Origin of the sequence: Pseudomonas sp. 58(2021), assembly GCF_017491585.1 — a bacterium.
GTDB lineage: Bacteria > Pseudomonadota > Gammaproteobacteria > Pseudomonadales > Pseudomonadaceae > Aquipseudomonas > Aquipseudomonas fluorescens_BT.
Window position 1 is genome coordinate 26,371 of record NZ_JAFGYZ010000005.1, and the last position, 13,913, is coordinate 40,283.

Annotated in this window: 12 protein-coding genes and 1 pseudogene; 5 read left to right on the forward strand and 8 right to left on the reverse strand. The window is 61.2% G+C overall.

Annotated elements, in window-relative coordinates; all coding sequences use genetic code 11:
- Positions 1 to 102: 102 nt before the first annotated feature.
- The 8 genes from J5M72_RS07130 to iolC all read right to left on the reverse strand — a co-directional run bounded on the left by J5M72_RS07130 (position 103) and on the right by iolC (position 10,320).
- Positions 103 to 1,155, reverse strand: coding sequence for a Gfo/Idh/MocA family oxidoreductase (locus J5M72_RS07130; RefSeq protein ID WP_207864836.1), 1,053 nt, complete (start codon positions 1,153 to 1,155; stop codon positions 103 to 105).
- 66 nt (positions 1,156 to 1,221) lie between these two features.
- A complete protein-coding gene (locus J5M72_RS07135; protein WP_207864838.1) occupies positions 1,222 to 2,247 on the reverse strand; it encodes a Gfo/Idh/MocA family oxidoreductase in 1,026 nt (341 codons plus the stop codon).
- Between the two features lie 35 nt (positions 2,248 to 2,282).
- Entirely contained in the window at positions 2,283 to 4,214 is a 1,932-nt protein-coding gene (gene iolD, locus J5M72_RS07140) for a 3D-(3,5/4)-trihydroxycyclohexane-1,2-dione acylhydrolase (decyclizing) (protein ID WP_207864840.1), read from the reverse strand.
- Between the two features lie 45 nt (positions 4,215 to 4,259).
- Entirely contained in the window at positions 4,260 to 5,081 is an 822-nt protein-coding gene (locus J5M72_RS07145; RefSeq protein WP_207864841.1) for a TIM barrel protein, read from the reverse strand.
- Positions 5,082 to 5,106: 25 nt separating this feature from the next.
- Complete coding sequence (locus tag J5M72_RS07150; protein ID WP_207864843.1) at positions 5,107 to 6,609, reverse strand: CoA-acylating methylmalonate-semialdehyde dehydrogenase; 1,503 nt, start codon at positions 6,607 to 6,609, stop codon at positions 5,107 to 5,109.
- A gap of 30 nt (positions 6,610 to 6,639) precedes the next feature.
- Positions 6,640 to 7,449 carry a 5-deoxy-glucuronate isomerase gene (gene iolB / locus J5M72_RS07155; RefSeq protein ID WP_169429694.1) on the reverse strand — a complete coding sequence of 270 codons (810 nt, stop codon included), beginning with the start codon at positions 7,447 to 7,449 and terminating at the stop codon, positions 6,640 to 6,642.
- Positions 7,446 to 8,339 carry a myo-inosose-2 dehydratase gene (gene iolE / locus J5M72_RS07160; RefSeq protein WP_007956043.1) on the reverse strand — a complete coding sequence of 298 codons (894 nt, stop codon included), beginning with the start codon at positions 8,337 to 8,339 and terminating at the stop codon, positions 7,446 to 7,448. Before iolE ends, iolB begins: the two co-directional genes overlap by 4 nt.
- A gap of 43 nt (positions 8,340 to 8,382) precedes the next feature.
- Complete coding sequence (iolC, locus tag J5M72_RS07165) at positions 8,383 to 10,320, reverse strand: 5-dehydro-2-deoxygluconokinase (RefSeq protein ID WP_207864845.1); 1,938 nt, start codon at positions 10,318 to 10,320, stop codon at positions 8,383 to 8,385.
- A 310-nt stretch (positions 10,321 to 10,630) separates the two neighbouring features.
- Between iolC and J5M72_RS07170 the strand changes: the two genes are divergently transcribed.
- From J5M72_RS07170 to J5M72_RS07185, 5 genes and pseudogenes are all read left to right on the forward strand, one after another.
- A complete protein-coding gene (locus J5M72_RS07170; RefSeq protein WP_102621554.1) occupies positions 10,631 to 11,551 on the forward strand; it encodes a MurR/RpiR family transcriptional regulator in 921 nt (306 codons plus the stop codon).
- A 120-nt stretch (positions 11,552 to 11,671) separates the two neighbouring features.
- Positions 11,672 to 12,793 (forward strand): Gfo/Idh/MocA family oxidoreductase, encoded by a 1,122-nt coding sequence (locus tag J5M72_RS07175; protein WP_207864847.1) that lies wholly within the window; start codon positions 11,672 to 11,674, stop codon positions 12,791 to 12,793.
- Positions 12,794 to 12,943: 150 nt separating this feature from the next.
- Positions 12,944 to 13,048 (forward strand): annotated as a pseudogene (locus tag J5M72_RS28905) (transcriptional regulator); the annotation flags it as partial.
- On the forward strand, positions 13,045 to 13,479 hold the full coding sequence (locus tag J5M72_RS07180; protein ID WP_207864849.1) for a YeeE/YedE family protein: 435 nt from the start codon (positions 13,045 to 13,047) through the stop codon (positions 13,477 to 13,479). The pseudogene J5M72_RS28905 and the gene J5M72_RS07180, both read left to right, overlap by 4 nt.
- Before the next feature lie 2 nt (positions 13,480 to 13,481).
- Positions 13,482 to 13,901, forward strand: a complete 420-nt coding sequence (locus tag J5M72_RS07185; RefSeq protein ID WP_207864851.1) for a DUF6691 family protein — start codon at positions 13,482 to 13,484, stop codon at positions 13,899 to 13,901.
- Positions 13,902 to 13,913: the final 12 nt, after the last annotated feature.

Below are 13,913 nucleotides of genomic sequence, written 5' to 3' on the forward strand. Positions count from 1 at the left end.
GTAAGCGGACAAGCAGTCGAGGCGTTGGAACGTATGGCGAGACAGAGAATCTGAAATCGACTCTATTGGAAATTATTTTCTATATCAACCTGTTTTAGAATTTTATTGTGATTTTATTCCATGGCTTGCGAACTCGCTCAGCTCCACTACCTGATGACGTTTGGAACTCAGTCGCGCAGCGTCTAGCACACGGGTTGTCGCCAGTGCATCGCGGGCATCCACGGGCAGTGGGCCACCGTTTTGCAACGCGATTTGTAGCTGCAAATAGAACTGACTCCAGCAACCGCGCTCGGACGGAACCCGTTCGCGCTCTTCTCCGTGTTCGAACCAGCCCCAACGTCGGTGCTCCTCGACGCCCCAGCGCTCGCCTTCAGTCTTCGGCGAAAGCCCGGCCAACGCCTGGGCCTCCTGCCCGTCCAGCCCCTCGACGCTGTAACAACCCAGCGTACCGCTCACCCGAAAGCGCGGGCCGGGGCTGTTCTGCAGGCAACTGCCGCCCAGGTGCGAGGTCACGCCGTTAACGTGGGTCAGGGACATGAAGAAGCCGTGATCGAAAGTCTGGTCTTTTTCCAGGTAGTCCAGTTCGGCGTAGACCCGTGTCACCGGGCCGAACAGCAACAACGCCTGATCGACCAGATGACTGCCCAGATCGCGCAGGAAACCACCGCCGCTGCCGTTGTGAACCGATGACGGCGAGTAACGCTCGATCCGCGACTCGAACCGGCTGACCTGGCCCAGCGCGCCGGATTCGATGAGTTTGCGCACGGTTAGAAAGTCTGAGTCCCAGCGCCGGTTCTGATAGACGCTGAGCGGAACATTCTGGCGCTCAGCCATGGTGATCAGGGTTTGCGCCTGCTGCCAGTCGGCGGCGAACGGCTTGTCGCTGACTACCGCCACGCCGTGTTCGATGCCGTCGAGCACCAGTGCCGGCCGTCCCTTGAGGGGCGTCGATACCACCAGCACATCGATCCCGGCTTCCACCAAGTGGCCGATGCTGTCGAAGGCCGGCACACCCGGATGCTCCGCCGCCAGCAACTGTCGGCGCTCCGCTGAACGAGTGACCACGCCGACAAACGTCGCCGCCGGCAGGCTGCTGATCAGCGGAGCATGAAAAAACCGGCTGCCGTGGCCGTAACCGACAAGTCCGATGCGCATGTCTGAGCTCCTTCTTATTGTTATGTCACCGCGTTACGGGAAATCGCCGTGGTTGTGGGAGCAGGGTTAGCCGTAGAACCTCGGGCGATCAGGCAGTGCGACGTTGACGATCGCCCCGCTGTTCTGCGCTTCGATGCACGCATCGGCGGCAACAGCGGCGGCGAAGCCGTCCCACGCCGACGGCCCACCGACCTGCCCTGCCCGCACGCCATCGATGAACGCCTGCAACTCGACGTCATAGGCCGCGATAAAGCGATCCTTCCAGTCCATCAGAATCGCGTTGGACAGCTTGGCCCCGCTGCGCAATTGCACCTGAGACGGCTCCGGCAATTTGGCGATGCCGGTCTCCCCCACCACTTCGCACTGGATGTCATAGCCGTACTGGCAATTGACGAAAACCTCCACGTCGATCCGTGTGCCCTTTGCGGTTTCCAGCAGCACGATTTGCGGATCTTTCAAATGCGCAAGGGCTTTGCTGCTCTTGCGCGGGAACACCACCTGCACCGAGACGTAATCGTCGTCAAGCAACCAGCGCAGCACGTCCAGTTCATGGATCAACGTGTCGGTGATTGCCATGTCGGTCTTGTAGTTTTCGCCCACGCTCGGGTTGCGGTGCGCGCAATGCAGCATCAAAGGCTCGCCGATCTGGCCACTGTCGATCACCGACTTCAGCGCGCGATAACCTTCATCGTACGGACGCATGAAACCGACCTGCACCAGCCGTTTGCCGTGGGCCACTTCGGCCTCGACGATCTTGCGGCAGCCTTCGGCGGTCACCGCCAACGGTTTCTCGCAGAACACCGGTTTGCCCGCCGCAATCGCGGCCAGCACAAACTCTTCGTGGCTAGGGCCCCAGGAGGTGACGAGGATCGCCTCGACGTCCGGCGCCTGGATCAGCGCGTGGCCGTCGGGATAGACCTCGGCGGTCAGACTCAGGTCAGCCACGACCGTGGCCGCCTGCTGCAAATTGATGTCGGTAACCGCGACGACCTGACTGTTGAGCAAGGTCTGGCTGCAACGACGGATGTGATCCTGACCGATAGCCCCGGTGCCGATGACGCCTAGCCGCAACGCTTGGGAAAGCAATGACATAAAAGGATTCCTTGTAGTTGTTCGATTCAGAGCAATCAGTACTGACGGGCCTTGGCCAGTCGTTCGTTCAGGGTTTTGGCCACCGCATCGGTGCGGGCGCTGGTGGAGACTTGCGCCACGCCGACCCGCCACCACGACAGGTAACCGTGAATCATGGTCTTGGGCAGAACCTTGATGTCGATCAGGGTCGAGACCGTCTGCAAGCGCGCATCGGCCAGCGCCGCCTGCAGCTCTTCAACGGTGTTCACCTTGTAGGTCTTGCAGCCGTAGGCCGCCGCGCTCATGGCGAAATCCACCGGCACGAAAGCACCATCGAGCTTGCCGCTCTGCGGGTTGCGGAAACGGAACTCGGTGGCAAAGCTGTCCATGCCGTTGCCCATCTGCAGATTGTTGATGCAACCGAAGGTCATGTTGTCGAACAGCACCACGTTGATCTTGCGCCGCTCCTGGATCGAGGTGGCAAGCTCCGAGTGCAGCATCATGTAAGAGCCGTCGCCCACCAGCGCATAAACCTCGTGCTCGGGCTCGGCAAGCTTCACGCCCAGCGCGGCGTTCACCTCATAGCCCATGCACGAATATCCGTATTCGACGTGATAAGTGTTCACCCCCTTGCTACGCCAGCTGCGCTGCAAGTCACCGGGCAGGCTGCCGGCAGCGGCGACGATGACCGCGTCATCGGCAAGGGTTTCATTGAGCACGCCGAGCACACGGCTCTGGGTCAGGCAGGAACCGGTCAGCTCGATGAATTCGCGCAACACCGCCGGATCGAGATGGTCGTTGATTTCCGGGACGAAGTCCCGAGCCTGGTAGTCGATCTGATAAAGGCGATCCACTTCCTCGTCCAGTTGCGCCCGGGCCTGACGGGGCTGTTCGCCCCAGCCGGAACGGTAGTCCCCCAACGCTCCGGCCAGCGCCGACAAACCTGTTCGGGCGTCCGCCAACAGTTGCACGCCGTCGAGTTTCAGGGCATCGCAGGGGCTGATATTGAGGTTGAGAAATTGCACGTCAGGGTGCTGGAACAAGGATTTCGACGCGGTGGTGAAATCGCTGTAGCGGGTGCCAACCCCAATGATCAGATCCGCCTCTTTCGCCAGCAGGTTCGCCGCCAGGCAACCGGTTTCGCCAATGCCACCGACGTTCAGCGGATGGCTGGACACCACCGCGCTTTTGCCGGCCTGGGTTTCGGCGAAGGGAATATCGAAGCGCTCGGCAAACGCCTGCAACGCCGCGTTGGCACCCGAGTATTTGACGCCGCCACCACAGATGATCAGCGGTTTGCGTTTGCCTTTGAACAACGCCAAGGCATCGCCGAGCATCGCTTCAGTGGCCGGACGACGCTCGATCCGGTGCACGCGTTTTTGCAGGAAGTAATCGGGATAGTCGTAGGCTTCGGCCTGCACGTCCTGCGGCAGGGCCAGGGTCACGGCGCCGGTTTCGGCGGGATCCGTGAGCACGCGCATGGCGTGGATCGCCGCAGTCATCAATTGCTCGGGGCGGTTGATGCGATCCCAGTATTTGCTCACGGCCTTGAACGCATCGTTGGTACTGATGCTCAGGTCGTGGAACTGCTCGATCTGTTGCAACACCGGATCCGGTTGACGGCAGGCGTAGACGTCCCCCGGCAACAACAGCAAGGGAATCCGGTTGGCGGTCGCGGTGGCGGCAGCGGTCAGCATGTTCGCCGCGCCCGGCCCCACGGACGAGGTGCAGGCGTAGATCTTGCGTCGCAGATGCTGCTTGGCGAAACCGATCGCCGCATGGGCCATGCCTTGTTCGTTGCGGCCCTGATGGACGATCAGGTCACCGCTGTCCTGCTCCAGCGCCTGCCCCAGACCCAGCACATTGCCGTGGCCGAAAATGGTAAAGATCCCGGCGACGAACTTGCTCTGAACGCCATCGATCTCGATGTACTGGTTATCGAGGAATTTCACCAGGGCCTGGGCCATGGTCAGTCTTGTTGTGGTCATAACCGCACCTTTCAAATTCAGATCCGATCCCTGCGAGGGGCACTGTCAACTCAGGGATTGGCTCAGGTGGTCCATGCTCGCGCCGATCGCCGTCCGAATATCCGCCAGGCCATGGACGCTGTCGGCAAACGGCTCAAACGACAGGTAGCCGCTGTAGCCGCCAGCGAGCAGGCTGTTGATTTGTGCCGCGTTGCCGAGAATGTCGTCCGCGCCCACCAGCACCCGGTGACCATCGCCAAGGGTCGCCAGCGGCGCCTCGGTCTCCTCGACACCGGAGATGTGCACCAGCCCGGTCAGCTCAGGGAAAAACTCTTGCTCACCTGCCAGATGGTGATGAAAGGTGTCATGCACCAGACGGAACACGTCCAGCCCGCCGACCGCCTTGATCGCCTCCACCGCCGTGCGTTTGCGACGCAGCGAGCAGGCTTTGAAACCCAGCGGCTCGATGAAACCCAGCAGGCCGTGATCGCGCAGGATCGGCGCCAGCTCACTCAACGCGGTGCGCAGGCCCGACGCACGTTCGGCGACGCTGCGCGGATCGGCGCGGTCGTTCAACGGGCACATCACCAGCCCCCGCGCACCACAATCGCGGGCATAGGCAGCCAGCTTCAAGGACTGCGCGCGGCGCTCGTCATTCCACACATCAAACGGATATAACGCGTTGATCGACAGCACGCTGATGCCATGGGCCGAGCACAACTCACGCACGTGTTCGGGTGCGGTGCCGTCCTCGATCTCGACGCCTTTGAGGTCGTTGCGGATCTCGATGGCGTCGGCCTTGAGGGTCACCGCCAACTCGATGAACGCCAGCAGGGACAAACGTGGAGCGACCATTCGGTTGAGGGCAAAACGCAGGGGAGTACTCATTCTTGTTGTTCTCCGCGCAGAGGAATTATTTGGCCGTCGGCATGCTGAATTCCGGCCCCTTGGCAATGCTGTCGGGCCAGCGCTGCATCACGCTTTTGTAACGGCTGTAAAAACGAATGCCTTCTTCTCCGTAGGCATGGTGATCGCCGAACAGCGAGCGCTTCCAGCCACCGAACGAATGCCAGGCCATGGGCACCGGAATCGGCACGTTGATGCCGACCATCCCGACCTTGATGCTGCGGGCGAAGGCGCGGGCAATCCCGCCATCGCTGGTGAAGCAGGACACGCCATTGCCGAATTCGTGGGCGTTGATCAGCGCCACGGCACTGGCGAAATCCGGCACGCGAACGATGCCCAGCACCGGGCCGAAGATTTCCTGCTGATAGATGCTCATATCGGTGGTGACGTGATCGAACAGCGTCGCGCCGACGAAAAAGCCCGCCTCGGCCCCCGGCACCTTGAAGTGACGGCCGTCGACAATCAGCTGCGCGCCCTGGGCCACGCCCTGATCGATAAAGCCTTCCACCCTGGCCTTGTGTTCGGCGGTGACCAGCGGGCCCATGTCGTTGTCGCCTTGCAGACCATTGCCGACTTTCAATTGATCGATGCGCGGCAGCAGTTTGGCGATCAGTTGATCGCCGACTTCGCCCACCGCGACCGCAATCGAAATCGCCATGCAGCGCTCACCGGCCGATCCGTAAGCGGCGCCGATCAAGGCATCCGCCGCCTGATCCAGATCCGCGTCGGGCATGACGATCATGTGATTCTTCGCGCCGCCCAGCGCCTGCACCCGCTTGCCGCGCGCGGTGGCCTGTTGGTGGATGTACTCGGCAATCGGCGTCGAACCGACAAACGAAATCGCCTCGATGTCCGGGTGCTGCAGCAATGCGTCGACCGCTGTTTTGTCGCCCTGGACCACGTTGAACACTCCGTCCGGCAAACCGGCTTCTGTCAACAGGCGAGCCATCAGCAAACTGGCGGACGGGTCGCGCTCGGACGGTTTGAGGATGAAGCAGTTGCCGGTGACCAGCGCCAGCGGAATCATCCACAGCGGCACCATCACCGGGAAGTTGAACGGCGTGACCCCGGCGCAGACGCCGAGCGGCTGACGCAGGTTCCAGTTGTCGATACCGCCGCCGATGTTGTCGCTGAACTCGGTCTTCAACAGGTTCGGTGCACCGCAGGCGTACTCGACGATTTCAATGCCTCGGGTGACTTCGCCCTTGGCGTCGGAAAACACCTTGCCGTGTTCCCGGCTGATGATTTCGGCCAGTTCGTCGTGGTGACGATCGAGCAATTCCTTGAACTTGAACATCACCCGCGAACGGCGCAGGGACGATTGCTCGGACCAGGCCGGAAAGGCCTTCAGCGCCGAAGCGACGGCAGCGTCCACGGTCTTCTGGCTGGCCAGCCCGACCCGCGCCTGAACGCCGCCGGTGGCCGGATTGAAGACATCGCTGAATCGTTCGCTACCGCTGTCCTGCACCTGACCGTCGATGTAGTGGCCTATGACCGGGGCGTCGCTCATTGTTCTTGTTCTCCGTGCGAAAGTTGGAATTCAGAGATCCAGCAGCCAGCTGTGCTGCGGGTCGTTATGGAACTGCCAGACGCGTTTCGGCCCGGCCATCACGTTCAGGTAATAAGACTCGTAGCCATACGGCACGCTGACCGGGTGATAGCCCTTGGGCACGACGACGAGGTCGCTGTTTTCCACGGCCATGGCCTGATCGATGCTGCGGTCGTCGGTGTAGACCCGCTGGAACACGAAGCCCTGGGGCGGGTTGATCTGGTGGTAGTAGGTTTCTTCGAGAAAGCTCTGGTGCGGCAGGTCGTCGGTGTCGTGCTTGTGCGGCGGGTAGCTCGAGGAGTGCCCCGACGGCGTGCGCACTTCCACCACCAGCAGCGAATGGGCCGGTTCGCTGTCCGGCAGAATGTCGCAGACATAGCGGGTGTTGGCGCCCTTGCCGCGCACGCTGCGCTTCATGGCTTCAGGCCTGATCAGGCGCGGCCCGAGGTCCGTAGTGGTCGAGCCGGGAGCGGCACAAACCGCCACTTGCGCATCACTCAATGCCACCACCTGCGCCTGACTGCCGGGTGGCAGGTACGCGGCGAACGGGGATTTATCTTCGAACACCGACTGGCGATCACCGAGGTTGTCCCAGTTGAAGGCGCCCTGCCCCGGTGCTTCGCCGTGGATGCCGATCCGGCCGCTGAGCAGCACCAGGCACAGCTCCTTGTCGCCTGCGGCAACAGGCAAGGTTTCACCCAGGCTCAACCGATAGGCGGCAAAACCGACGTATTGCAGTTCACCTTCAGCCAGCTCGACCATGGTCCGGCCACGGGCATTGCTTTTGACCAGCAGGCTCATCGTGCAGTCCTCTCGTCGAGCAACGCGCGCAAGGTGTCGAAGCCTTTTTTTGCGTAGACATAACTCGGCGCCACTGCCGGATCCTGCTCGGCCTCGACCACCAGCCAGCCGTGGTAATCGGCCGCCAGCAGCACGTCCAGCAGTTCGGCGAAGTCGATGTCACCATCCCCCGGCACGGTGAAGGTGCCGTTGATGATGCAGTCGGGGAAGCTCCACAGGTTGTTACGCGCCAGTTGCACCACCGGTTTGCGCACATCCTTGAAGTGCACGTGGCAGATGCGCGACAGGTGCTTGCGCAGCACCTGCAAGGGTTCACCGCCGCCCATGTAGCAATGGCCCGAATCGAACAGCAGCCCGACTTCATTGCCGGTCAGCGCCATCAGGGTATCGATGTCCGACGGGGATTCGACGTAGGCGCCCATATGGTGGTGATACGCCAGACGCACGCCTTGTGACAGGGTGAAGCGCGCCAGTTCGGTCAGCTTGTCGGCGTATTGTTGCCACGCCTGTTCGGTGTGAAAACGCGGGCGCTCGACCAAGGGAATTCGCTGGCCCTGAATCGAGTCGGCCACCTCACCGTAAACCAGCACGTTCGCGCCGTTCTTCGCCAGCAGCTCGACATGGCTGGCAATCGCGTCGATTTCCTCGGCCACCGAACGACGTGCGAGGCGACTGGAATACCAGCCGGACACCAGCGCCAGGTCATACGGGCGCAGCACGTCGCCAACGCCTTTGGCGTCCTTGGGAAACTTGCCGTTGAGTTCGAAGCCTTCATAACCGATGGCCTTGCCTTCGCTGAGGGCGGTGCTCAGCGGTGTTTCACCGCCGAGGGACGGCAGGTCGTCGTTGCTCCAGGAAATCGGGTTGATGCCAATTCGGATAGCGGGCATGGCTGCACCTTTTATTGTTATTTCTAGAATGTTCAACCGCGGCTCAGGCCCGGGCCGTGCGCCAGGCATCGATCAGCTCGACGAAGGTGCCCTGTACCTGGCGGATCAGCGTTTCGTCGTCGATTTCCCCGGCCAGCCAGGCGCGGCTCGGCGCCTGGAAAATCGTCCGGCCCACGGCGAACCCACGGCAGGTCTGGCTATGACTGGCCTGTTGAAAGCCTTCGGCCAACGCTGATGCAGGGGCATTCAGGCCCAGCAGCACTACGCCTCGGCAATAGGGATCGCGCGCCTGGATCAGTTCGTCGAGCTGTCGCCATTCCTCGGCGCTTTGCGCTTCTATCTTCCACCACGCCGGGTAGATGCCCAGGTTGTAGAGGCGTTTGAGCGCGCGATACAACACATCGGGATGAGGTGAGGGGTGATCCTTGGGCGGGATGATTTCCAGCAGCAGTTCATGACCGCTGACTTGTGACGCCTGATACAGCGCCTTGATCTGCGCCTCCTGCTCCAGGCGCAGCATCGGTTCGTCGTCCGGGTGAAATTGCACCAGGCATTTGATGATTTGCTCTTGCGGCCAGACGATCAGGTTGCTGCCGATCGAGCGCCCGTGCTCGAAAGCCAGCGGCCGCGAGCCCTGCACCTCGACCGGCCGCGCCACCCACCAGCCTCGACCGGTGGCGGCGTTCAACGAGTCCTGGCCGAAACGCTGATCCGCCAGCAGCCCGACATCGGCTTCGATGCCCTGCTCGCGCAGATCGTTTTCGACACGCTCTACGGCCTTGATGAACAGTTGCTTGAGTTCGCCGATGGCGCCGAGGTCGCGCCCGCCCTTCTGGGCCAGTTCAACCAATTGCCCGCGATGGTCGAAGGCAAAGATGAACAGTTGCTTCCACTGTTTGCGCGGCACACTGACCTGATGCAGACGTTGCAGGATGGCGTCCTGATCCGGCCGGGTAATCGGCACCGGGCTGCTGAACAGGTAATCGAGCTCGGCACGGGTTGGCATCGCCGGTGCGCAGGCATGGCGCGATACCACCAGACCCCCGCAGGCATTGGCCAACTGGCAGCAACGCTCGTCGCTGGCCTCTTCCAGCCAACCGCTGAGGAAACCCGACATGAACGCATCGCCGGCGCCCAGTACGTTCAGCACTTCGACCCGCACCCCGGGATAAATCGCGCCGTCTTCAAGACGCGCCGGAATCTCTCCGTGAATCACCGTGCAACCTTGCGGGCCGAGCTTGACCACCAGGGTCGCTGCGCTCAATCGCCGGACATTGCGCAGGGCGGTGAGCAAATCCTCGGAACCGCCGGCCATCAGAAACTCTTCTTCGGTCCCGACCACAAGGTCGAAGCGCGGGAGGATGCTCTGCACATGCTGAGTGACATTCTGATCGGCAACGAACCGGGTTTCGCCGTCCGCCTTGCCGGCGAGCCCCCACAGGACCGGGCGGTAGTCGATGTCCAGCACCCGTTTGACGTTGTGCTTTTCGGCGTAGTCCAGCGCCTGGGTGCTCGCCTTGTAGACGCCGTCGGTGGAGAAATGGGTGCCGGTGATCAGCAAGGCTTTGCTGGAGGCGATAAAGGCTTCGCTGATGTCTTCGGCCCGCAGCGCCATGTCGGCGCAATTCTCACGGTAGAAGACCAGGGGAAAGGTTTCCCGATCTTTGAGACCGAGCAGCACCATGGCGGTCAGTCGCTCCGGATCGACCTTGATGCCGCTGACATCGCAACCTTCACGGGCCAGGGATTCGATCAGGAAACGCCCCATGTGATCGTCGCCGGTGCGGCTCAGCATCGCCGATCTGAGCCCCAACCGGGCGGTGCCGAACGCGATGTTGGCGGAGGAGCCTCCAAGGTATTTGGCGAAGCTGCTCACATCCTCCAGCCGTGCCCCGACTTGCTGCGCATAGAGGTCGACGCCGAGGCGCCCGAGGCAAATCAGATCCAATTGACGTCCACTGGCAAAACGAGTCTGGCCCATGCTGGCTCCTATTATTTTTATCAGCCTGTGCCCGACGCGGTGACCGCGCCGGGCACTCTTGGTGGATGCAGACTAAAACGAGCCGGATCGAACAATCAATAAATATTCCAATTATTTTTCACGTGGAATATTTTTTCCAATAAACTTCAGTGCAGGCGCTCCAGACACAGTGCATCGTTTCAGCAGGCATCCTGCTGGCGCAAGCTCAAGATTTTGTCCGGGCCGAGCCTGTAGACTGCGCACAGCCAACCTATTGTCAGGGGATGAGACGTACAACCGTCCCTATAAGAACAAGCCAGAAGGATTATTTATGTCCCGCACCGATCAGCCGGCTACCGCCGAGAGCACGCCCGAGAGCGATCTTGCCAGCCCCCCGATCAATGCCGAGCGTCTGCTGCAGCTCATTACCCGTGAATACGAAAGCCTGCCGCGCCAGCTCAAACGCATCGCCAGTTACATGAGCCAGCAAAGCGACCGGATCATGGTCGACCGCATCAGCGACATCGCCCGCGAATGCGAAGTGCATCCGTCGGCCATCGTGCGGTTCTCCCAGCGTTTCGGTTTCAGCGGTTTCAGCGAAATGCAGGCGCTGTTCCGCGAGGCGTATACCCACAAAGCCACGCCGGTGCAGAACTACCAGCAACGCATTCGCAGCATGATCGCCAACAAGTCGCAGAAAGCCAGCGGCGGCGACCTTGCCCGCGAGTGCATCGACGCCACCCTCTCGGGCATCGAACGCCTGGGGCAGGAGCTCGATGACCAGGCCTTCGAAAAGGCTGTGGACCTGGTGGTCAATGCCGACAATATCTACGTGGTCGGCGTGCGCCGCTCGTTCGCCGTGGCCGACTATCTGGTCTACAACCTGCAACACACCAACAAGCGCATCCACCTGGTCTCGGGCCTCGGCGGCAGCTACCGCGAGCAAATGCGCAGCGTGCGTGCCAATGACCTGGTGATCGCCATCAGCTTCACGCCGTACGGCAAGGAAACCCAGCACTGCCTGCGCATCGCCCAGCACCATCAGGCGAAAACCTTGATCATCACTGACAGCAATCTCTCGCCATTGGCCAAGCGCGCCAACACTTTGCTGCTGGTCAATGAAGGCAGTTCGTTCGCGTTCCGCTCCTTGAGTGCGACTTTGTGCCTGTGCCAGGCGCTGTTTATCGCGGTGGCCTATCGACTGGAGTTGAAGGTGGACGAGATTCACGAGCAGGTCGGATTCGAGGACTGACCGGAGCTCCGTCATCCCAGCTGACACGCCGACTTAAAATATTTATTCCATTATTTGAGTATAGGGAATATTTATTCTATAAACAGGACCTCTGAAAACAAGAACTCAAAGGATCCTGTCATGCGTGAACTCGGAATCGGCCTGATCGGCACGGGCTTCATGGGGCGCGCCCACGCCCTGGCCTTTCGCAATGTCAGCGGGGCATTCGAACTGCCCTTCACCCTTCGCCTGGCAGCCTTGGCTGACGCCGATCCCGCACGCGCAAAAGCCTGCGCCACCGCCTGGGGCTTCGAGCAGGCCCATGGCGATTGGCTACGATTGATCGACGACCCCAAGGTCAACCTGATCGCCATCACCACACCCAATCACCTGCACTATCCGATGGCCATGGCCGCCCTTGCCGCTGGCAAGCCGGTGTACTGCGAAAAGCCGCTGGCGGTGAATCTTGAGCAAGCTCATGCGATGCACGTGGCAGCGAAGCATGCCGGCGTCGTCACCCGGGTCGGCTACAACTATCAACACAACCCGATTATTGGCCTGGCACGCGAGCTGATCCTGAGTGGCGAACTCGGCGAGATCATCAGTTTTCAAGGTGAATTCAGCGAAGATTTCATGGCCGATCCAGCTTCGCCCTGGTCGTGGCGTTGCGAACCCGAACATGCCGGTGGGGCACTGGCGGATCTGGGCAGCCACCTGCTCGCCATGGCGCGCTACCTGCTGGGCGATGTCGAAGCGGTGTGCGCCGACTCCCACACCGTCCATCGCCAACGCCCAACCACAACCGGCAGCCAGGAACAACGCCGCATTGCGGTCGACGATCAGGCCCATGCGTTGCTGCGCTTTGCCAGCGGCGCGCGCGGCACCTTCAGCAGCAGCTGGCTCAAGCATGGCTACAAGAATCATCTGAGCTTCGAAGTCAGCGGCACCCTAGGCACCCTGGCGTTCGATCAGGAGCGCCTGAACGAGCTACGCCTGTGTCGCGCCGGCCAAGGCGGCTTCCAGCGTTTACTGGCCGGACCGGACTTGCCCGGCTACGCCGCATTCAGCCCGGCGCCTGGGCATCAGCTGGGCTACAACGAGCTGAAGACGCTGGAAGTGCATGAGCTGATCATGGCTCTGGCCGGGAATGGACAAACCGGGACTGATTTCGCGGAGGCGTTTGAAGTGGAACGACTGGCGACGGCGATTCGGATCGCGGCTGAGGAGCGGCGCTGGGTGTCTGTCAGTGAAATCACTGGCTAGTTTTGTGGGGGCACAAAAAAAGCCGATCCAGGTGATCGGCTTGAGTGTCGGACTTTGACGAGGAGGGAAACTGGTGGACCTGTCCCGTGACAACGGACGCCAAGAAGCGATACTTAAATCGCTATCTTGGAGGTTGCCATGTACCCAAGCACTCGCCGTGACGCAAAGCAGGTGGTCTATTGCATCAGCAGTCCCGCAGCATTGGCAGTCATCCAAACCCTGTATCAACACTTTTGCGTAGGAGAAAGCTCGTGAATGTCGACTGGCTCAACTTCACTCCCTGGTCATCCCTTGCCGGTGGCGCATTGATTGGCCTGGCGACCAGTCTATTCGTCGTCGCCAACGGGCGCATCGCCGGGATCAGCGGCTTGATCGGCAGTCTTTTACAGCGTGGGAGCGAGGGCGTGAGTGAGAAAGCACTTTTTCTCCTGGGCCTGCTCATCGCGCCGCTTCTATGGGGTTTGTTCGCCGCGCTGCCGCAGATTGAGTTCAAAAGTGGCGGGGGCGGACTGATCGTCGCCGGTGTATTGGTCGGCATCGGCACCCGATACGGATCAGGTTGTACCAGTGGCCATGGGGTCTGCGGCATATCGCGCCTTTCGCCGCGATCGATGGTCGCCACTGTGTGCTTCATGTTCAGCGGTTTCGTCACGGTGTTTGTCTTGCGTCATCTGCTGGGGGGTTGAACATGACCAAACTGACTGCGTTCATTGCTGGCCTGCTTTTCGGCCTGGGCCTGCTTCTGGCAGGCATGGCCAACCCGAGCAAAGTACTCGCTTTCCTGGATTTAACCGGTGCCTGGGACCCTTCCCTGGGGTTGGTCATGGTCGGGGCCATTGGCGTGGCCATTGGCCCGCTTACCTGGGCCCGCCGACAATCCAGTTCGCTGTTGGGAAGGCCAATGCAGCTACCGATCAAACGTGAGTTGGACCCGCGCTTGATTGGCGGGAGCCTGTTGTTCGGCATCGGCTGGGGAATAGCGGGCATCTGTCCTGGCCCCGCAGTGGCCATTCTACTGACAGGGCATTGGCAAGTGATCGTGTTCATGTTGGCCATGCTGGCCGGCATGTTGTTGTTTACTGCACTGGAGCGCCGGCGCAGCCATTGATCGGGAGATCCG